General features: G+C 39.2%; 18 protein-coding genes. 3 read left to right on the top strand and 15 right to left on the bottom strand.

Going from position 1 to position 18,777, the window contains the following annotated elements:
* The 6 genes from J8Z28_RS09125 to J8Z28_RS09100 form a co-directional block, all read right to left on the bottom strand.
* The gene (locus tag J8Z28_RS09125) at nt 1–960 is read right to left on the bottom strand and encodes a DUF58 domain-containing protein (protein WP_250659272.1); all 960 of its coding nucleotides are present in this window, start codon (nt 958–960) and stop codon (nt 1–3) included.
* A gap of 3 nt (nt 961–963) precedes the next feature.
* Nucleotides 964–1,857, bottom strand: coding sequence for an AAA family ATPase (locus J8Z28_RS09120; RefSeq protein WP_250659271.1), 894 nt, complete (start codon nt 1,855–1,857; stop codon nt 964–966).
* 7 nt (nt 1,858–1,864) lie between these two features.
* The gene (locus tag J8Z28_RS09115) at nt 1,865–2,260 is read right to left on the bottom strand and encodes a response regulator (RefSeq protein WP_054561476.1); all 396 of its coding nucleotides are present in this window, start codon (nt 2,258–2,260) and stop codon (nt 1,865–1,867) included.
* Between the two features lie 456 nt (nt 2,261–2,716).
* The gene (locus J8Z28_RS09110; protein ID WP_250659270.1) at nt 2,717–3,325 is read right to left on the bottom strand and encodes a hypothetical protein; all 609 of its coding nucleotides are present in this window, start codon (nt 3,323–3,325) and stop codon (nt 2,717–2,719) included.
* Nucleotides 3,326–3,468: 143 nt separating this feature from the next.
* On the bottom strand, nt 3,469–3,849 hold the full coding sequence (locus tag J8Z28_RS09105; protein ID WP_250659269.1) for a hypothetical protein: 381 nt from the start codon (nt 3,847–3,849) through the stop codon (nt 3,469–3,471).
* Between the two features lie 59 nt (nt 3,850–3,908).
* Entirely contained in the window at nt 3,909–5,486 is a 1,578-nt protein-coding gene (locus J8Z28_RS09100; RefSeq protein ID WP_250659268.1) for an ATP-binding cassette domain-containing protein, read from the bottom strand.
* A 245-nt stretch (nt 5,487–5,731) separates the two neighbouring features.
* Here J8Z28_RS09100 and J8Z28_RS09095 point away from each other — a divergent pair, with 245 nt between their 5' ends.
* The gene (locus J8Z28_RS09095; RefSeq protein WP_250659267.1) at nt 5,732–6,439 is read left to right on the top strand and encodes a metallophosphoesterase; all 708 of its coding nucleotides are present in this window, start codon (nt 5,732–5,734) and stop codon (nt 6,437–6,439) included.
* On the opposite strand, the gene J8Z28_RS09090 is transcribed toward J8Z28_RS09095, so the two are convergent.
* The 5 genes from J8Z28_RS09090 to J8Z28_RS09070 all read right to left on the bottom strand — a co-directional run bounded on the left by J8Z28_RS09090 (nt 6,431) and on the right by J8Z28_RS09070 (nt 9,526).
* Nucleotides 6,431–6,802 carry a hypothetical protein gene (locus J8Z28_RS09090; protein WP_055197077.1) on the bottom strand — a complete coding sequence of 124 codons (372 nt, stop codon included), beginning with the start codon at nt 6,800–6,802 and terminating at the stop codon, nt 6,431–6,433. The genes J8Z28_RS09095 and J8Z28_RS09090 overlap by 9 nt on opposite strands.
* Nucleotides 6,803–6,997: 195 nt before the next feature.
* A complete protein-coding gene (locus J8Z28_RS09085; RefSeq protein WP_054561468.1) occupies nt 6,998–7,570 on the bottom strand; it encodes a MiaE family protein in 573 nt (190 codons plus the stop codon).
* Between the two features lie 45 nt (nt 7,571–7,615).
* Entirely contained in the window at nt 7,616–8,248 is a 633-nt protein-coding gene (locus J8Z28_RS09080) for a sulfotransferase (protein ID WP_054561467.1), read from the bottom strand.
* Nucleotides 8,245–9,150 carry a substrate-binding periplasmic protein gene (locus tag J8Z28_RS09075; RefSeq protein WP_250659266.1) on the bottom strand — a complete coding sequence of 302 codons (906 nt, stop codon included), beginning with the start codon at nt 9,148–9,150 and terminating at the stop codon, nt 8,245–8,247. Before J8Z28_RS09075 ends, J8Z28_RS09080 begins: the two co-directional genes overlap by 4 nt.
* 1 nt (nt 9,151) lies before the next feature.
* The gene (locus J8Z28_RS09070) at nt 9,152–9,526 is read right to left on the bottom strand and encodes an MAPEG family protein (protein ID WP_054561465.1); all 375 of its coding nucleotides are present in this window, start codon (nt 9,524–9,526) and stop codon (nt 9,152–9,154) included.
* A gap of 119 nt (nt 9,527–9,645) precedes the next feature.
* Between J8Z28_RS09070 and J8Z28_RS09065 the strand changes: the two genes are divergently transcribed.
* Nucleotides 9,646–10,998 (top strand): DUF2254 domain-containing protein, encoded by a 1,353-nt coding sequence (locus J8Z28_RS09065; protein ID WP_250659265.1) that lies wholly within the window; start codon nt 9,646–9,648, stop codon nt 10,996–10,998.
* A gap of 6 nt (nt 10,999–11,004) precedes the next feature.
* On the opposite strand, the gene J8Z28_RS09060 is transcribed toward J8Z28_RS09065, so the two are convergent.
* The 3 genes from J8Z28_RS09060 to ggt all read right to left on the bottom strand — a co-directional run bounded on the left by J8Z28_RS09060 (nt 11,005) and on the right by ggt (nt 15,484).
* Nucleotides 11,005–11,721, bottom strand: coding sequence for an SIMPL domain-containing protein (locus tag J8Z28_RS09060; protein ID WP_054561463.1), 717 nt, complete (start codon nt 11,719–11,721; stop codon nt 11,005–11,007).
* A gap of 136 nt (nt 11,722–11,857) precedes the next feature.
* Nucleotides 11,858–13,552, bottom strand: a complete 1,695-nt coding sequence (locus J8Z28_RS09055) for an NAD-dependent malic enzyme (RefSeq protein ID WP_250660384.1) — start codon at nt 13,550–13,552, stop codon at nt 11,858–11,860.
* A gap of 174 nt (nt 13,553–13,726) precedes the next feature.
* Nucleotides 13,727–15,484, bottom strand: coding sequence for a gamma-glutamyltransferase (ggt, locus tag J8Z28_RS09050; protein ID WP_054561462.1), 1,758 nt, complete (start codon nt 15,482–15,484; stop codon nt 13,727–13,729).
* Between the two features lie 85 nt (nt 15,485–15,569).
* Here ggt and rrtA point away from each other — a divergent pair, with 85 nt between their 5' ends.
* A complete protein-coding gene (gene rrtA, locus J8Z28_RS09045) occupies nt 15,570–16,154 on the top strand; it encodes a rhombosortase (protein WP_250660360.1) in 585 nt (194 codons plus the stop codon).
* 65 nt (nt 16,155–16,219) lie between these two features.
* Here the strand turns inward: rrtA and J8Z28_RS09040 are convergent, their stop codons facing one another.
* Nucleotides 16,220–18,712, bottom strand: coding sequence for a prolyl oligopeptidase family serine peptidase (locus J8Z28_RS09040; RefSeq protein ID WP_250660359.1), 2,493 nt, complete (start codon nt 18,710–18,712; stop codon nt 16,220–16,222).
* Nucleotides 18,713–18,777: the final 65 nt, after the last annotated feature.

Below are 18,777 nucleotides of genomic sequence, written 5' to 3'. Positions count from 1 at the left end.
TTAAAACTCCGCTAATGCTTGCAAGCAGGCTTTTTGATGGTTGACCCCTTGGCCTTTCGCTATGGGTTTATTGGGTAAGGTTAACGAAAACGCCATTTGTTGGTCGGTTAATTGGTTCACCAAAAAACATAACTGGCTTAATCTATGCTCATTATTGCCACTCAACATATTGAAATTAAGCGCTAATTCCTTTGATGCGTCACTGGTAAATTCTTTCGTTAATAGTTGCTGAGTTTTAGCGTAGTGTTTCCACGATACCTTATTAAGCGCTGTTCCTTGCACAAAAGGGGTAAGCTGATAAAAGTCATCATTACCGGCTTTAACTTGTGCGTTATCGCCATCGTGTTCGTCATTGTCATGGAGCTGAGTATCAAGCTTTTCAGCGGCGATAGGTTGTGGGTAAACATAAACCGTTTCGGTTGGCTCTATATAACTCCACACAGACACCAAACCAAATGGAAAGTGGCTAATGATTTTTATTCTATCAAAGCCATATGCACCACGTTCACTGCATTTTAGCGCTATTTCAACGGTCTTTTTCTCTTTACTTTGCAGTGACACAGTTTCAGATTCAAAGTTGTCATTAATCAGTTTTATAAGTTCACAGTATGATTGTGCTTGAATTTGAAAACGCGCAATAGGGGCTTTTGGCGCATAACTTTCGTTTACTGACAGGTATTTAACCGACAAACCTCTCAAATTTTTATAGCCGGTGAGTATCGCAAACACCAAAACTACCACCATTAAATACGCCATGGCTAAAATCAGGTTGTTTTGATAGTTAATGCCCATTACAAAGTTTAGTAAGGCAATTAGTAAAAACTGCCCACCAAGTTTTGAGGGTAATACATAAATCGTTTTATGTTGAAGCTCAATTTCGTTGGTTTTATGTTTGTTTTTTAATAACTTATTAAAAACAGACTGACGAAATTGATCAATAAAAGCAGGGCGCTTAAACATGTTTTATAAGCTTACAGGCACATGTTTAAGTGCATAGCCACTGTCACCAGCGTTTAAGCCAAGCCTGTGATCAGTCACGCTAGGAAAGACAGCTTGTACATCTTCAGGCATTACAAAATCACGACCTTCAATATACGCCCATGACTTTGCAGCTCGGGCAAGCGCAATGCTGGCTCTTGGAGATAGTGGGTTTACAAAATGGTTATCTTGGCGAGTAAACGCAACTAGCTCAAGGATATAATCAACCACCGAGTTGCTGATCGTTACTTTGTTAATTTCTTTTTGAATAACAGCAAGTTGCTCAGGATTAATACGAACAGGCAAGTCGTCATAATTACGATTGTTTAGGCCTAAAATGAGGTTTTTCTCAGCTTGTTCATCAGGAAAGCCTAAACTAATACGCATGAAAAAGCGGTCTAATTGTGACTCAGGTAACGGATAAGTACCAGATTGATGCACTGGATTTTGCGTAGCAATCACAAAAAATGGTGATGGTAGGGCATGTTTAACCGAATCTACCGTAACTTGTTTTTCTTCCATTGCTTCTAACAGTGCACTTTGTGTTTTAGGACCTGCACGGTTAATTTCATCACCTAAAACAACTTGGCTAAATACTGGGCCTTGATGAAATGAAAAACTATGTTCTTTAGCATCAAAAATGTTTGTACCAAGAATGTCAGAAGGTAATAAATCGCTAGTGAATTGAATGCGTTGATATGACAAGCCAAGAACTGCGGCAAGTGCATGAGATAAAGTGGTTTTTCCCATGCCTGGTAAATCTTCAATTAACAGGTGGCCTTCACTAAATAAACACGTAAGGGCGAGTTTGATTTGTTGTTGTTTACCAAAAATAACCGTTGATAAGTCATCTATAATGAGTTGGATTGTCGAATTCATAAACTACTTAGTTTGTTATGGTTTCCATCAATTCTAGACGTTTCATAACAGAGTCGACTTTTTTTGCGTTGAATGGTTTAGCGATAAAACCTTTAGCACCTAATTCCCAGGTGTTTTGCACATTCTCAAGACTATTATGGCCAGAGCACATAACAACATGAGTATGAGGATGGCGGTCATTTAAGTATTCAAGAATATCCGTACCGTCAGTATTAGGTAGTTCAATATCAAGAAAGATAACGTTAGGCGACTTTTCTTCAATAACGGTTTTAGCTGATTCAAAATCTCGACTTTCTAAAATATCGTCAAAACCAAGACCAGTTAAAATTTGATTTAGATAGTCGCGGATATCTTGCATATCATCGATTATCAAAATAGGTTCTAACGGCTTCACAAATTCCATATCGTTTACATCTTATCGTTACATCTCAAGTTGATAGTTTTAATATAAGTCATGAGATAACTAAGCTCAAGAAACAAGCACTAATAAAATGAATAATATGATAAAACATCACCTTAATGTCCGATACCGTCTAGTATTGGACTTAACATACACGAAGAGTGGTCATAGCTATGTATAAATACGTTACTACCTATAATTTATATTATGTTAAATAACATATTTATCTTTATAAGCAGGTTCATTAGTCGTTAGATTTTAAGGTTTTTAGCCCCTTTTTTGCTTAATTTGGGTTTAAGCGAATTTATAGCTTTCTATGCAGTTCTCATTTTACTTTGTAAATTTTCAACAAAACTTGCTTCATTTCAATAAGACTACAACTGTGAATTTTACGAACCTAGATTTGAAATGTGTTTCTTGTATGGCTTCCAAAAATTTTGTTTTCACTGCCTGTAACCGTTATAACCATGAAATCTTTTTGCCAACCTCATAGAAGAATATTAAGGTGGTTATATAAGCAATGAAATATGGAACTATAAAATCAGAAAAAGTTCTTTTACCAACGAAAATTTTAATAGATATATTAATACTATTAATTATGCCTACTTTTGTGCTTTTTTCATGTTGAGACCCGTAAGAATTTTTTGGCTTAGCATATCCATCTGACCATACTAGGTATCTACAATAAGCAGTTCTTATATATAGGCTTTTGTTTGTGTGATAAAGATCTTGAATAAAATAACCACCTTCTGTTTTTTCATCAGCAATTACAATGTTGCTCTTGTTACATATTTTTTTTATTAGTTTGTTCTTTCTAAACTGTGATAATTCCTTATCAAACATTTTTTTGACTTCACCTTTTGAAACAACCCAATAACGGTATAAAGACCAAAAAAATGCCAACCATACGAAATATACAACTTTTGCAGTATCTTCAAATTCAATACTTATAGCTTGAATTTTTAGAATGTTATTAGTTATTTTTCCATCACCTATGATATAAATCATTATCCCCAAAGCAATTACCATGAGGTTTCTTCTTTCTGGGTGAGAGTCTTGATATTCCATACGCTCTTTGACACTTTGTCACACTTAGATTTTTATCACCTTATAACAAAAAAGGGCTTTTCACCCTTTTTTTCTACACTTTAATATAAATTATAAGCAAAGCCTTAGTAGTACAACCATAAGAAACTAGTGCTAAAACTCTTTCACCTTCCCCAATTAATTGCCCTAGTTACCCCTAACCCAATTTCATGCAGCACAACAAAACCAGCACCATATAAGGTAGCCCAAACTGGGATAATGATGAAATCGAGGGTTGAGGTAGATGATGAAACAGCGACTTCTTGGTAATTTGTAAGCCAAGGGTAAAATCCAAAACAGTAAAGAATAACTATTGGGGCTGCAAAGAGTATTAATCGCAGTTTTCGCTGTTTAAAAAATGGCATAAATGACATACCTAGCATGAGTAATAACGGCACGAACACGTAGATCACCGAAGAAAAATCATTCAGCGTCATACCTAAACCTATGGTTAGAATCAGCATGAATAAAGCAGTAAAAATGCGGTAGGCGGCTGTAAAATTCATAGTCATTCCTTGTAATGTACCTACAACCACCCTAGCACGCTTATTTATAAATGACTATTTTATAGACCAATTTGCCTATTACAGCCGATACTTTCTACAAAATATTTATCATGACTCACAAGTATAAACCCACCTTTAAAGCCCTGTAATGATTGAGCCAAGAGCTGTTTTGATTCAAGGTCGAGATGATTATCGGGCTCATCGAGTAACAAAAATGCGGTGCTTTCAATATTACTGACGATACACATGGCGAGCTTCATTTTCTCGCCACCACTTAAAACTGCGGCGTGTTTAAAAACAGCGTCTTTTCTAAAGCCAATACTGGCAAGTAGAGTTCGTGCGGTGCTCTCATTAAGGTTACTACAGTAAGTCATCACGTTTTCAAGCAGGGTTAGCTTGTTGTTTATTAATGTAAAATGTTGGTCTAAATAATAGAGTGCTTGATTGCAATGTAACTGCCCTGCTTTTACTGGTATGTCATATGTCAGAGTTTTTAGTAAAGTTGATTTACCAATGCCATTAGCACCCGCTAAATGAATTTTATCATCACTGAATACCTGAAAATTAATTGGTTTTTTTGTGCCGTGTGCTAATACCACATCCTCCAAGCTAAGTACTTTTTGGTGCTTAGCTTCATTTGATTGCGCTAAATAAAATTGCTGCGATTTAGTTTGTTCAAGCTTGCTAGAAAGCTCTTGTTTATTACTAGTCAGCATACTCTCTCGTTTAGCCGTATTTTTACTTTGTGATGATAAATTAGCGCTGGCTTTATCTTTTTTAGCATCCATCAGCACTTTAGGCTGGCTGCCTGATTTTCTGAGGGCTGCGCCCTGGCCTGCTCGTTTTTGTGCTTTTTGCTTTTGTAGTTGCTCTGCTGCCTTGAGCTTACTTTGCTGCTTAACAACGTGGTTTAATTTATTTTCAAGGGCAGCAACTTGCTGCTGCTTTTGTGCTTGGTACTCAGAGAAATGCATACCATATTGTGTTAAGCCAAGGGTTGTTAGCTCCCAAACTTCATAGGCTTGTTCTAATAATTCTTGATCGTGACTTATTAGTAATAATTGCCCTTTAAAGTTGTGTATTTGCTTTATCAGCCAGCTTTTACCTTTTGTATCTAAGTGGTTTGATGGCTCATCCAGTATTAAAATATCGGGCTTTATGCAGGTAAATAGTGCCCAAAGCTTTAATTGGCTAAGCTGGCCGCCACTTAAATATTTGCCTAGTGAGTAAGGGGTTTTGTTGTTTACGCCAAGCCTTACAAGTTCTGCATTAAAGCGCTCTGGTAAGTCCCATTTTCCTTCAAGCAAAGTTAAGTTTTGCTCTGTAACTTGCCCTTGGTTTATCACATCGAGGGCATTAAACACAGGTTCTAGCCCTATACCCTCTGCAATTGTTAGGTTATCAACCTTATTCACATCGTTCATTTGCTCATAAAAGCCAAGGGCTGAATTACAAATAACCGTACCAGAGCTAGGCTCTTTTTGCTTAGCAAGTATTGACGCTAAGATAGATTTACCACAGCCATTTCTGCCGATTAGCGCGGTGACTCTAGCAGTGAGTGAAAATGAAAGGTCGTTAAATACAACATCGCCATTGCCATGTTGGTAACATAAATTAAAAGCTTGAAGTTGTGGCATAGTGCCTCCTGTATTACAGGGGCATAAGCGCTTGATCACACGAGAAGTAACATAATTAAGGTGATAGTGAGCAACGCCTACTAACCCTGTTGGTCCAAAAAGATAATAATGAAATTGGATAACAGGTTTAGTTGTTCATGTTGGCGGTAACTCCTAAAAAGTGAGGCTAGATAATAACCACCCAGTGCTCAAATGGCAATGAGTTATGATAGTCTTAAGCTACATACTGCTTAAAGGAATGTATTTTGAATTTAGTTAAAAGCCCTCTTGCCTCGCAAAACCCAATTCAAGTTAAGATGCAAATTAATGAAAGTAAACGTGTATTTGTTATTGGCGATTTAGATGCAGATTTAACTAAATTTGAACAGGCGCTTTGCTCTGTTAATTTTAACCCAAGCGAAGATATCTTGTTTTCATTGGGCGATGTGATTGACCGGGGTGAGCACAGCATTGCGTTACTTGCGCGTTTTAAAGAGCTTGGTGTACATATGTGCCTTGGTAACCATGAGCATATGTTGCTTGAGTCATTACTTGCTAATGATAAAGGTTACTACCGTTTATGGGTTGAGAACGGCGGCCGTTGGCACCTAGAAGCAAGCGATGAAGAGCTCGCTTTTGCCTGTAAGCAGCTACTTAAATGCCCGCTTTCTTACTATGTTGAATACGGTGCATTAAAAATTGGTTTATCACATACCATCTGTGCTGATTGGGATTGGCAAAACCCTACAACCGACAAACAACAAGCGATTGGCGCATTGCTTTGGGATAGAAGCTTAACCAATGCGAAAAAGCCGGTAATAAATCCAAGTATCGACTTTTCTGTGCATGGCCATAACACCACCCAAAAGCCCTATTGGCTTGGCAATAGTTACCATCTTGATACCAATTATCTCAGCGGTAAGCCCACCATTGTTGAGCTTAACACGCTGTTCAAGCAGTTTTCATCAATGTAAACTTGCCAGTCGTTCGACCGTTTTCTCTTCAAGGTATTTTTTGTAGGTTAACCTTGCATGCCACAGTTGCTCATCGGTTTCTTGAATGTAGATGATAGGGCCGGCAATTTTGCTCGCTAAACTCGTAAGTTTACTGTATTCACGCGTATCAATTTTGCCATCGCTGAAGTAGCTTTGCGCGGTATTTAAAAACTGATCGTCTTTATAAATATCGCTATGCCAAATAAGCGAGCGATACATACTAGCGGTTATTTCGGTTGGCTTATCGTTTGAACGAAAGATTTTAACTTCGGTGTAAATTGAATTACCGGTAATTACAATCCCTATTAACGACAGCGTCGTAAGAGTCATCATCCATTTCATGCTCTATTCCTCACAGTTAGGTACTAATTTAACTATAGGAGAGAAAGATGAATGTATGCTGTTTATTTAATCAATTAGGATTGCCAAAACTATTTTCTGGAGACTTAATTATTGTTTTTAGTCCCTAATTTACTGCTTTGGGATAAAACATTAATTTGTGTATTAGGCTAAAAGGCCTAATACACAAGCATCACACTAGTGAAGCGCTGCTGTAAACGGAATATTTTTACAGATTTCGGCTTCTGCGATGAGGATCTCTTCAAGGCGTGTATCAACATCTTGCTTATCGAAATACTCGTAGGCAAGTTCAACGAATAAGTTTTTATGTTTTTCTTCTGATTTAGCAATCGCGACATAAAACTCTTTTTCTTTGCCTGCTGGTAAGGCTTCTGCTACAAGCGAAAAGCGCTCGTGTCCGCGTGCTTCAATAACGCCTGCTACTAATAAACGGTCCATTAAAAATTCATCACGACCATTTCTAAATACCGCACGAATTTGTTTGATGTAAGGATCTTTTTGGTCATTGCCAAGAGATACATCACGTTCCATTAATAGCTTTAAAACTTGCTTAAAGTGAATCATTTCTTCCAGTGCTAAGTCTGTCATGGCTCTAACAAGCTTACGACGGTCAGGATAATGAGAAAGCATAGACATAGCCATACCAGAGGCTTTTTTCTCTGCTGCAGCATGATCTTGTAAAAAGGTATCGAAGTCAGCTAAGACACCTTCTGTCCATTCAAATGGCGTGTGGTATTTCAATTCAAACATGATAAGGAACAACTAAACTTATAATGGCGGCGATTTTAACGTATTTTACGTGTGATTATAACCAAGAGATTTATCAATTTTACCACTTCGGGTCGATGATACTTTATCGGGGTGTTTTATATCATTCCACGCTGTGACCTTACCGCCTATATTAAGCTGTTTAAAGTTAATTGGCTGCTGAGTGTTTAAAAACTGCTGAAGTAATTGCGAGCTGTTTGGATCAGCTACATCGAGTGTTAATAACTGCTGTTCACGCCCTTTGAAATAGTTTGCCACTTGTTGTTGGTGGCGGTTATAACACGCTGTTAAGTATTCATCAGATTCTAATTCTGCCAAGCTGTAATGGCCAAATACATCGAGGTAGCAGCGCTTTAAATGGATATTAAAGCCACCGTCTGGGCGCATTAAATTAGTGTGCATACGTGCTAATAACTGCCTAATCGAAGGCAGCCATTTAGTTAAATTGCGCTCAAGGTTGATAAAACGGCTATTTGCAAAATGTTTATCAAGTAAGGCGTATTCGCTAAATACCGGAGTATCGGCAATAACGTCAGCGGTTGTAATTGCTTGCTGGGTATAGGCTGTGTGGGCGGTTTTATATCCGAGTTGTAAAAAGCTGTTACAGATACTGGTTGTGCCGGTTCGTGGTAAACCGATTATAAATATTTTAGAGCTCATGGCACCTGATCAAGTGATAACCACAGAGACTTATCATCTACAGGAGTTAACTTAGGTAATTGGTTATTCTTTAATTCTATAATAATTTTGTCATGAAGATGGGCATTTTTAATGAAATCACCATTATATTTAAAAAATAGCTCGTCAAACTCACCACTTTTACGCATAACTTTTAAACCCTCATTCACTGCTTTTGCAATTTCAGGATTATCTTTATTAAAAAAGAAATAAATTGGGCTTTGATATTTCAGCATTAGTTGCGGTAATACAACTAGGTCAATTTTTTTCTCATAAAAATTTTTTTCACTCTCTATTTCAAGCAAAGAACGTGGAAATAACTGCCCTCTACCTTTATCAAGCATAACAAACAGTGACTCAAAATCTTGTGCGGTAGCGACGGTCAAATCGTTATCCCTTAAAATAAAGGTATCTGGCCAGTCCTCACCTTGTATAAAAATAATATTCTTTAAATCTTCTAAGGTTTTTACTTGGCTAAGATAAGGTAATTGTTTCTGTGTTGTGAACATTAACCGCCAACCAAAAAGCCCTTTGAAAATGGGGGTTCTAAGTGGTAACAACCTATTTTCACGATCAATATTAGTCATACTCCAGTTTACGTTTATGCCTGACCCTGTCTCTATTTCTTTAATAACTCGGTTTTGACCTAACAGCTCAGATGCAGGATCGAGAGTAAATTTATAACCACTTCTTTCAAGAGCGGTACGGAGGAGTATTAGCGGGTAAAGTGTTTCTTCATTAAGGTTAGGCATCGTCTTAGGGTAAATCACCCTAAGAGTTTCAGGAGGAGCGTTAATGCTTTTTTTAGCATTGATTGTTTTCACATTAGCCATACTGATACTTGATAAAAGCAGAAGAGATAGTGTGAAAACAACTTTTTGCATATTAGAACACCTGTGTAACTAATAACATCACTGCACTGATCAACATAGTTAAGAAAGTTAGCATCATCCCTAATACACGTAATTTCATCAGATTATCAGCGAGTGCATAACTATGACAAAAACGGCCAGCCAAGAGCATTGCCCCTAAAATATAGCAATAATGGCTTGGAAGACCTTGGTACTCTAATAAAAATAGCATAATCAAGGAAAATGGCACATATTCAATAAAATTAGCATGAGCGCGTATTGCCGCTTGTAAGCTAGCATCGCCACCGTCGCCAAGTGAAATGCGTTTTGCTTTACGCAGTTTAATTACACGAAAGCTAAGTTGAATGTATAAAATGGCCAAAATGGCAGCAAACGTTGAAACAATCACAGTTTTTCCAATTTTTATTTAAAGTTAGACGCTTAGCACTGTTTATTGCTAGGCTGTTAAGTAAGTAGTTAGGTTAGCTCAGTATGATATTTAATGTCTAACAGTTCTTAAGGAAGTGCATGTTTACGCCAAGAAAAATCGCCGATAACTACCGCGAGATGATCAGTAGTATCGGTTTTTACCCTTCAATGCTCTCTGTGGTGTTTTTAGTATTTGGATTAGTTACCACAGCAGTCGAGTATTCGTCTTTATCAATGGAATTTAAAAAGCTGATTGGCGTGTTACTGGTCGATAGCGAAGAGAACGCCCGAACGATCCTCAGCACACTTGCAGGCAGTATTATCTCATTAACCGTTTTTAGCTTTTCTATGGTTATGGTGGTGCTTAATAGTGCCAGTGCCAGCCTTTCACCGCGTGTGTTACCTGGGCTTATTACCCGTAAGTCACACCAATTAGTGCTAGGGTTTTATCTTGGCAGTATTATCTACACCATTTTAATGCTGATAAACATACGTACCATTGGTGATGGCGACATGGGGATCCCATCGCTCGGTATCTTCTTTTCTTTGGTGTTTGGTTTAATTTCGCTGGGCTTTTTTGTGTTTTTTATTCACTCAATTTCAAAAGCCATTCAGGTCGATAATGTACTAAACGACTTGTTTAAAAATACCAAAAGCGAGCTTAAATGCATAATTGACATGCAACAAGAAAACCCTGTTGAACATTTTCCTGAGTTTGATGACTGGCATAGTGTTAAGAGTAAAACAGAAGGCTACTTTAAGGGCGCTCATACCGACAAATTGTGCGCCTTGTGCCAACAGCACGGTATAAAAATTTATATTTCGGTTAAGCAAGGTTTCTTTACGGTTAAAGGTTATCCGTTTTTAAAGTGTGATACTGACTTATCTGACAAACCTGAGCTAGTAGAGGAATTACTAGACTGCTTTATCTTTTATATCGAAGAATATATTAGCGATCATTACCGCTACGGTATGACGCAAATTTCAGAAATCGCGGTTAAAGCTATGAGCCCGGGTATTAACGATCCCGGTACTGCGGTAAAAGCCATTGATATGTTGAGTATATTGCTTATATTGCGTTTAGATATTTACGATGTGAATTACTCGCTTAAACGATGCGAGAACAATCAACCACACTTGTTTATACACGAAACATCATTCGATGAGCTGCTGCATGATAACTTTACGCCAATTCGTAACTATGCAAAAAATGATGCTTATGTAATGGTGAATGTGTTAGAGGCGTTTAAAAACATATTGTTTAGAGCATCTGATAACGAAAAGGCAACAGATAGCCTATTTGTTTATTTAGGGGCGATTATTGAAGATGTAGATACGCATATTAGTAATGAGTACGACCGTGAACAAATTACTAATATGCTAAAAGCGATTGCCCGTATTTCAGAGCAACAGGGTGAAAAATTGCTGGCAAGGTTTGCCAGCAAAAAATAACTGAATTTAGTTTTCGATTAGATATACCGCATAGCTGCTTGCGGTAATCGTAAGCTCACCACCATTGTATGCATCAGGTACATAGTTATCTGGTGCTGCTTCTGCCATAACCATTTTACTGGCACGCATATAAGGTTGGCTACCTGTATCGAGTGGGCTACTTGATGCAGTATAAAGGCCTTTAAGTTCAACCCCATAATCACTGGCAAATTCTTTTGCAGCAGCACGGGCATCTTTAATAGCAAGTTTTTGCGCTTTCTTTTGTAGCTCTTCGTACTTACTTGATACAAACTGAGTTTGATTAATCTCATTAATACCCGAGTTCACTAGTTGCTGAAGCATTATTGGGTATTTTTTTATATCAGTTAACGTAACAGATAAACTACGCGTTACTCTGTAGCCTACAAAGTTTTGCTTACCTGTTTCGCGGTTATATTCTGTTTGGCGATGAATTGAGATATTAGAGGCATAAATGCCCTTTTCTTCTACACCTTGGCTTTTAGCAAGCTTAATTGCTTTCGCCATGGTTGCATCGGCTTTGTTTTTAGCGGCAATTAAATCTTTATCTACTTCAACAATACCTACTGTCAGTTTAACGTTATCTGGGATTGCTTTAACCGTTGCGTTACCTTGAATATAAATATGTGGCGCATCAGGTGTTGCTTCTGCTAATGCATTAAAACTTAGCGCGGCGGCCATAGCGGTAAAAACTAACTTACGCATAATACTGTTCCTTAATTTAAAACTCCGTTCATTATCACCTTAAAGGGTTAATTCAATATGAACAAGACCCTATTATTCAGATATAAAAAAACAGGCGTTAAAAGCCTGTTTTTTCAATTACTAAATGCGTTATAGCTTAGATACTACGACGCTTGTAGTTACGGTACTCTGGAAGCCAGTAGTTTTTCTCGATTGCTGCCCATAGTGCTTCATCGCTCAGCTCAAGTGCAACACCTTCTTCCATCGCTTTTTTCGCTACTGCAAATGCAATACGTTTACTTAACGATTGGATTTCAGTGAGTGCTGGTAATAAGCTGCCTTTACCAGAGTTTGCAAGTGGTGAAGACTCAGCCAGTGTTTCACTTGATACAATTAGCATTGCATCTGTGATGCGAGTTGCTTTAGCAGCAATAACACCTAAACCAATACCCGGGAAAATGTAGCTGTTGTTACATTGTGGGATTGGGAACGTTTGGCCGTTATACTCAACCGGATCAAATGGGCTACCAGAGGCAACAATCGCTTGGCCGTCTGTCCATTCGATTACATCAGAAGGAAGCGCTTCAACTTGCTTAGACGGATTACTTAACGGGAAAATAATCGGTTGTGGGCAAGATGCGTGCATTGCACGAATAACTTGTTCTGTGAATAAACCAGGTTGGCCAGATACACCAATTAGGATGTCTGGTTGTGCACAGTGCATTACATCTAATAACGATGCGTACTCACCACTGTAAGTCCACTCGCTTAAGCCTTCTTTAGATTGGCAAAGTGCTTGTTGGAAGTCACGTAAGCCTTCCATACCTTCAGTAAGTAGACCAAAACGGTCAACCATGAAGATTTGAGAACGCGCTTGTTCATCGCTAATGCCTTCAGCAACCATGGTACTGATAATTTGCTCTGCAATACCACAACCAGCAGAGCCTGCACCAACAAACACAACTTTTTGCTCAGAAAGCTTCGCGCCTTTAACACGACATGCAGCAAGTAAAGAACCTACAGTTACCGCAGCAGTACCTTGAATGTCATCGTTAAAGCTACAGATTTCATCGCGGTAGCGTTTTAGTAATGGCATTGCATTTGGTTGTGCAAAGTCTTCGAACTGAAGTAACACACTTGGCCAACGACGTTTAACGGCTTTAATGAATAGATCTAAGAATTCGTCATACTCTTCTTGAGAAATACGTTTATGACGCGCACCCATGTACATAGGGTCGTTAAGTAGTTTTTCGTTGTTTGTACCAACATCAATCATTACTGGTAACGTATATGCTGGGCTAATACCACCACATGCTGTGTAAAGTGATAATTTACCAATTGGAATACCCATACCACCAATACCTTGGTCACCTAGACCAAGAATACGCTCACCGTCAGTCACAACGATAACTTTTACTTTGCCTTTAGTAGCGTTACGTAAAATATCATCAATTTGGAAACGATCTTCATAAGAGATAAATAGACCACGGGCACTGCGGTAGATGTCTGAGAATTTTTCACAGGCATCACCTACCGTAGGTGTGTAGATAATTGGCATCATTTCTTCAAGATGATCACGCACTAAACGGTAGTAAAGTGTTTCGTTGTTATCTTGAATAGCACGTAGGTAAATGTGCTTGTTTAAATTATCGCTAAAGCTTGAATACTGTTGGTAACAACGCTCAACTTGTTCTTCGATCGTTTCATAACGCGGTGGCAGTAAACCGGCTAAGTTGAAATTTTCCCTTTCTTTTTGTGAAAAAGCACTGCCTTTATTTAATAGTGGCGTTTCGATCAGACCTGGGCCTGAATAAGGAATATAAAGATAATTTGGATCGGTATTTGTAGTCATATTTCCAAGCTTTGATGCGTCATAATTATGACCTGACATTATTACTCTTGAAGGCGAAATTGCAATGACAATTCACCTTGTCAGACCATTGAAGAAAATGAATTTTATGCTCTAAATAGCATAGCAGATAGTATACATGAAAACTCAGCAGCTTTAAGGCTGCTGAGCTTGTTTTTAGTGGCTTTTATCACTTAAAGCGATGCCTTCGCGGCGCGGATCGGCTGCGCCATAAAGTTTACCGTCTTTAACTTCAACAGCATGTAAACCAGAGTTTAAATCTAGGATACGAACTGTGTGTCCGCGGTTAACAAATTCAGCTTCAGCATTGGCAAGTTCAGTGCCCTTTTCTAGGCTTGTGTAATTATTGCGATTAGTAATGCGCGGTAAGTTAATAGCTGTTTGCGCATCTAGGTTCCAATCAAGCACACCTACAACCACTTGAGCAACATAATCAATGATACGGCTACCACCTGGTGAGCCAACCACTAAACGTAAGCTGCCGTCTTTGTTAAACACCATGACTGGCGACATTGAACTACGCGGGCGTTTACCCGCTTCAACGCGATTAGCTAATGGCTTACCATTTTTGGTAGGCGATAAAGCAAAGTCTGTTAGTTGATTGTTTAAAATATACCCGTTCACCATTACTGTTGAACCAAACGCCATTTCGATAGAGCTGGTCATCGAAACCGCATTACCTTGGCTATCAACAATCGATACATGGGTGGTTGATGGTAACTCGTATGCATCATCTTGCGCGTACGCAAGTGAGTTAGGCGGTGTGCCTGCTTCTGCGTGAGCATCTTTTTCAGAAATAAGCTTTGCACGACCTGCAAGGTAGTCTTTATCGAGTAATCCTTGTGTTGGGATTGGCATAAAGTCAGGGTCACCCATATACACGTTGCGATCAGCAAACGCTAAACGCGATGCTTGGGTAAAGTAATGCAATGCTTGAACAGAGTTTGGTTTGAGTTTGGCCATGTCTTTATGTTCAAGTAAGGCTAAAATCTGTAATACAGCTACACCACCACTACTTGGTGGTGCCATTGAGCACACTTCGTATTGGCGATAATCAACACAAACAGGTGCACGCTCTTTACTTTTGTAATTAGCTAAGTCTTCAACCGTTAAAGTACCCGGTGCAACTGCTGAGTTTTGCACTGCATGCACAAGCTCTTTGGCGTTTTCACCTTTATAGAAAGCATCAATGCCTTGTTTCGCTATATCTTTATAAAGCGCAGCAAGTTCTGGGTTCTTTTTAACGGTACCTACAGCAAGTGGTTTACCATCAGGGAAAAAGTAGTCACGAATAACAGGTAGCTTAGTAACCCCTGGGTTTAATTCTTTAGCCAATAATTGATGTAAACGCGGCGAAACAATAAAGCCTTTATCAGCCAATTCAATGGCAGGGCCAAACAAGGTTTGCCATTCTAACTTACCGTAACGTTTATGGGCTGTGGCAAAAGCGTCTAAAATACCTGGAACACCAACAGAACGACCACCTACAACGGCTTCAATCCATTTTACGGCTTTACCGTGCTTATCTAAAAATAGTGTTTCATCAGCATTGCTTGGAGCCGTTTCGCGGCCATCAAAGCTGGTTAGGCTTTTGGTTTTGCTGTCGAAGTACATCATAAATGTACCACCACCGATACCCGACGATTGCGGTTCTACCAGTGTCAGTACTAATTGCGTTGCAATGGCTGCATCAACTGCAGAGCCGCCTAGCTCAAGCATTTTTTGGCCAGCTTTTACTGCATAAGGGTTTGCTGCTGCGACCATGTACTTATCGCCTTCAACAACCTGTTTATGAGCAAAGCCTGTAGCAGCTTCAGGTTCGCGAGTTTCAATTTTTGCAGGGGTTGCAAAAATAGCCGTCGAATAAATTAATGAGGTGGACAGAGCTAACAGCGCTTTGGTTTTGAATAACATAAATAAACTTAATCCCGTAGTGTATTTGGCATCTTAAAATTAAACGTGCACAATAGACGACAATCTCAGATACAACAAAAATAACATGATAAACCTGCCCCTGAAACTAGAATATATTCTGCCGCCATTGTGTTTAGTAATACTAAGTTCCTTATTTGCTACTTTTAACTTAAATGAATATCTCGAATTTAACCGTGAGTTAGTTGCAAATGGTGAATTTTGGCGCATTTTCACTAGTCAATTTGTACACGCAAATTGGCCCCATTTAGGCTTAAATTGTGCCGGAATTTTATTAATTTGGGCACTCCACGCTGAACATACAAGCCCTGCTCGCTATGCGTTTAATATTGCCATTCTTGTATTATGGTGTGGCTTAGGTGTGTGGCTATTTTGCCCAGATATCCAAATTTACACCGGGTTAAGTGCCCTACTGCACGGTGTGATCATTTGGGGTGCAGTTAAAGATATACAAGCAGGCATGTTTTCAGGCTGGTTATTGTTTGCTGGTACTTGGGCTAAAGTGATTTGGGAGCAAATAGCAGGCCCGAGTGAATCGGTGAGTCAGCTAATCGCCTCTAATGTTGCCATTGACGCCCACTTTATTGGCGCAATTGGCGGCACACTGTTGGCTTTACCTGTCTTTATAAAAATAATAAAAAATCGCGAGTAACTAAAACTTTTAATACAAACAAAAACAGCCACTTAAAGTGGCTGTTTTTCATTTACGCTTATTAATTAAAGCGTTTCTTTAAATAGCTTATGAATACGGCGGTATTCATCTAACCAGCTTGATGGTTGTACAAAACCATGTGGTTCAACTGGGAAGATCGCTGTTTCAAAGTTTTCTTTTTCTAGCTCAATTAAGCGCTGTACTAAGCGTACTGAGTCTTGGAAGAATACATTGTCATCAACCATAGGCGCGTTAATTAATAAATGGCTCTTAAGACCTTCAGCAAAGTAAATTGGTGAGCTCTTTTCATAGGCAATTGGGTCAACATCTGGGTGGTTTAAGATGTTAGACGTATAAGGACCATTGTAGTGAGCCCAATCAGTTACCGGACGAAGTGCAGCACCTGCTTTGAATAAATCAGGTTGTGTGAATAGCGCCATAAACGTCATGAAACCACCGTAAGAACCACCATAAGTGCCTACAGCTTGTGTATCTACGTTTGCGTTGTCTGCCATCCAGCTTACGCCATCTGCTAAATCTTGGATCTCAGGTGTACCCATTTGACGGTAAATAGCTGTACGCCAATCACGGCCGTAACCTTTCGATGCACGGTAGTCCATGTCCATTACTACGTAGCCTTCTGAAGCCAATAGTGAGTGGAACATAAACTCACGGAAGTAACCAGACCAACCCATGTGTGAGTTTTGTAGGTAACCAGCACCGTGGTTAAAGATAACCGCTTTACGGTTTTTACCTGTTTCGCCTTCTTTATAATCAGCTGGATAATATACTTTTGCGTAAATTGGCTGATCAGTGTGGCTTGAAGGTACAGCAACAATCTTAGGTGCAATTAGTTTTTTCGCTAAAAACTCATCAGATACTGTATGCGTTAACTGAGTTGCTTGGGTATTTGCTTTTGCGTCAGCAACATAAAGCTCAGGTGGCGACATAATTTTTGAGTGAGTTAGCAATAGTTTGCTTTCATCTGGGCTTAACTGATAATCAGTCATACCATCAAGGTTGGTTACTTGCTCAGATTCACCGGTTGCAGGGTTTACACGATAGATTTCGTAAAGACCTGGGTGCTCAACGTTTGCTTTGTAGTAAATCGCTGAGTTATCAGCTGTTAAAGTTAAGTTAGAAACAACAAATTGGCCTTTAGTAAGCTGCGTTGCTTTACCATTAAGTGGCTTTTTATAAATGTGGCTGTAACCAGACTCTTCAGATAAGTAGTAAAGCGTGTCTGAGTTGTTCAACCAACCAAAATCGTTGTATGCATAGTTAACCCATGCATCGTCGTGTAAGCGGTGCTGCGAAACAAGTTTGTTGTTTTGTGTATCAACAGTGGCTAACCAACGGTCTTTGTTGTCCCATGCTTCAAGCATAAGTGCAACTTTCGAACCATCTGTGTTCCATTGGATTGCACTTTGGTCCCAGCCCCAATCCATCATTAAGTTGATGGCACGTGGTGCTTTTTCAGACTTATAAGTTTTGCCATCACGAGCGTAGTTTTCTTTCTTAACTGCTGCAAGTACGTCTTCATCAAAACCTGGTAAGGTATCGAATGCAAGGGTTGTTTGCTCGCCTGATTTAAGGTCAATGTAAACAACGTCTGAGCTGATTGGTTTTTCATCAGCAACACGACGGCGTACTTTTTCTGCTTTTACGCGTGCATCATCGGCAATGTAATTAGGCATTATATCGCCTTCATCACGCCATGAACGGCTTTCTGTGGTTACTGCAACAAGGGCTTGGCCATTTGGTGAAAGCTGTACATCGGCTAAACGCTTACCTTTACCTAAATAAAATTGTGCGTTAGCAATGCTGTCGTTTTGCTCGTTAATTTGTGCTTTACGCTCTTCACGATCTTTTTTGTTTTTGTGCGTCAGCGCAATGTAATCAATTAGTTTGTGCTGCTCTTTTGCGATGTAAGTATCAGGCTCTTGTACACCTTTAGGTGCATCGTCTAGGTGTAAGTTAACTAATTCAACTTGACGACCCGTTGCTAAATCAACTTTATAAAACGCATTACCTTGGCGATATGCAAGGCTACCATCAGTTAAAAACTGTGGTTTTGATTGTTGTGCGCTGTCGTGAGTGATTTGTGTAATTTGACCAGTGCTTAGGTTTTTAACGAAGATATTACCTTCAAATGCATAAGCCTGTTGCTTTTTATCAGCTGAGTAAACGGCATTTTTAGCACCTACAGTGTGTAGTTTGTTTAACGCTAATTGTGACGCAGATTGGCTATTTACCGCTTGAATGTATAAATCGCGTAGCTCATTGCCTTGTTGCTTTTGTGCATAAACGATGCTGTTAGAATCACCATTCCAGAAAGCACGCTCAGGCTGACGGCCTAACCAATCAGGGTGAGCCATTGCTTGCTCTAACGTGATTTCAGCTGAACCTGTATCAGCAGGAGTAGCAACAACTGGGGCTACATTGGTAACTTGTTCTTCAGAAGGCGTTGAGGCGGTTGATTGACAACCTGCTAGCATGAAGCTAGATGCGACTGCGAGAGCCACTAACGTTTTATTAGCAGTGGTTTTGAATTTCATAGTGCTTCTTACGGGTTATTATAATTCGCCCTATTTAAGCAGAAGCACTTATGAAATAGCAATTT

It is taken from the genome of Pseudoalteromonas sp. SCSIO 43088, assembly GCF_023650795.1.
Classification (GTDB): Bacteria; Pseudomonadota; Gammaproteobacteria; order Enterobacterales; family Alteromonadaceae; genus Pseudoalteromonas; species Pseudoalteromonas shioyasakiensis.
This window is presented reverse-complemented; position numbering and strand designations above follow the sequence as displayed.

Coding starts and splice junctions, on each gene's coding strand:
- J8Z28_RS09055 (WP_250660384.1), bottom strand. CDS start 13,552: ATGACTACAAATACCGATCCAAATTATCTTTATATTCCTTATTCAGGC.
- J8Z28_RS09065 (WP_250659265.1), top strand. CDS start 9,646: ATGTTTACGCCAAGAAAAATCGCCGATAACTACCGCGAGATGATCAGT.
- J8Z28_RS09060 (WP_054561463.1), bottom strand. CDS start 11,721: ATGCGTAAGTTAGTTTTTACCGCTATGGCCGCCGCGCTAAGTTTTAAT.
- J8Z28_RS09085 (WP_054561468.1), bottom strand. CDS start 7,570: ATGTTTGAATTGAAATACCACACGCCATTTGAATGGACAGAAGGTGTC.
- J8Z28_RS09120 (WP_250659271.1), bottom strand. CDS start 1,857: ATGAATTCGACAATCCAACTCATTATAGATGACTTATCAACGGTTATT.
- J8Z28_RS09115 (WP_054561476.1), bottom strand. CDS start 2,260: ATGGAATTTGTGAAGCCGTTAGAACCTATTTTGATAATCGATGATATG.
- ggt (WP_054561462.1), bottom strand. CDS start 15,484: ATGTTATTCAAAACCAAAGCGCTGTTAGCTCTGTCCACCTCATTAATT.
- J8Z28_RS09110 (WP_250659270.1), bottom strand. CDS start 3,325: ATGGAATATCAAGACTCTCACCCAGAAAGAAGAAACCTCATGGTAATT.
- rrtA (WP_250660360.1), top strand. CDS start 15,570: ATGATAAACCTGCCCCTGAAACTAGAATATATTCTGCCGCCATTGTGT.
- J8Z28_RS09080 (WP_054561467.1), bottom strand. CDS start 8,248: ATGAGCTCTAAAATATTTATAATCGGTTTACCACGAACCGGCACAACC.
- J8Z28_RS09090 (WP_055197077.1), bottom strand. CDS start 6,802: ATGAAATGGATGATGACTCTTACGACGCTGTCGTTAATAGGGATTGTA.
- J8Z28_RS09125 (WP_250659272.1), bottom strand. CDS start 960: ATGTTTAAGCGCCCTGCTTTTATTGATCAATTTCGTCAGTCTGTTTTT.
- J8Z28_RS09040 (WP_250660359.1), bottom strand. CDS start 18,712: ATGAAATTCAAAACCACTGCTAATAAAACGTTAGTGGCTCTCGCAGTC.
- J8Z28_RS09100 (WP_250659268.1), bottom strand. CDS start 5,486: ATGCCACAACTTCAAGCTTTTAATTTATGTTACCAACATGGCAATGGC.
- J8Z28_RS09105 (WP_250659269.1), bottom strand. CDS start 3,849: ATGAATTTTACAGCCGCCTACCGCATTTTTACTGCTTTATTCATGCTG.
- J8Z28_RS09075 (WP_250659266.1), bottom strand. CDS start 9,150: ATGCAAAAAGTTGTTTTCACACTATCTCTTCTGCTTTTATCAAGTATC.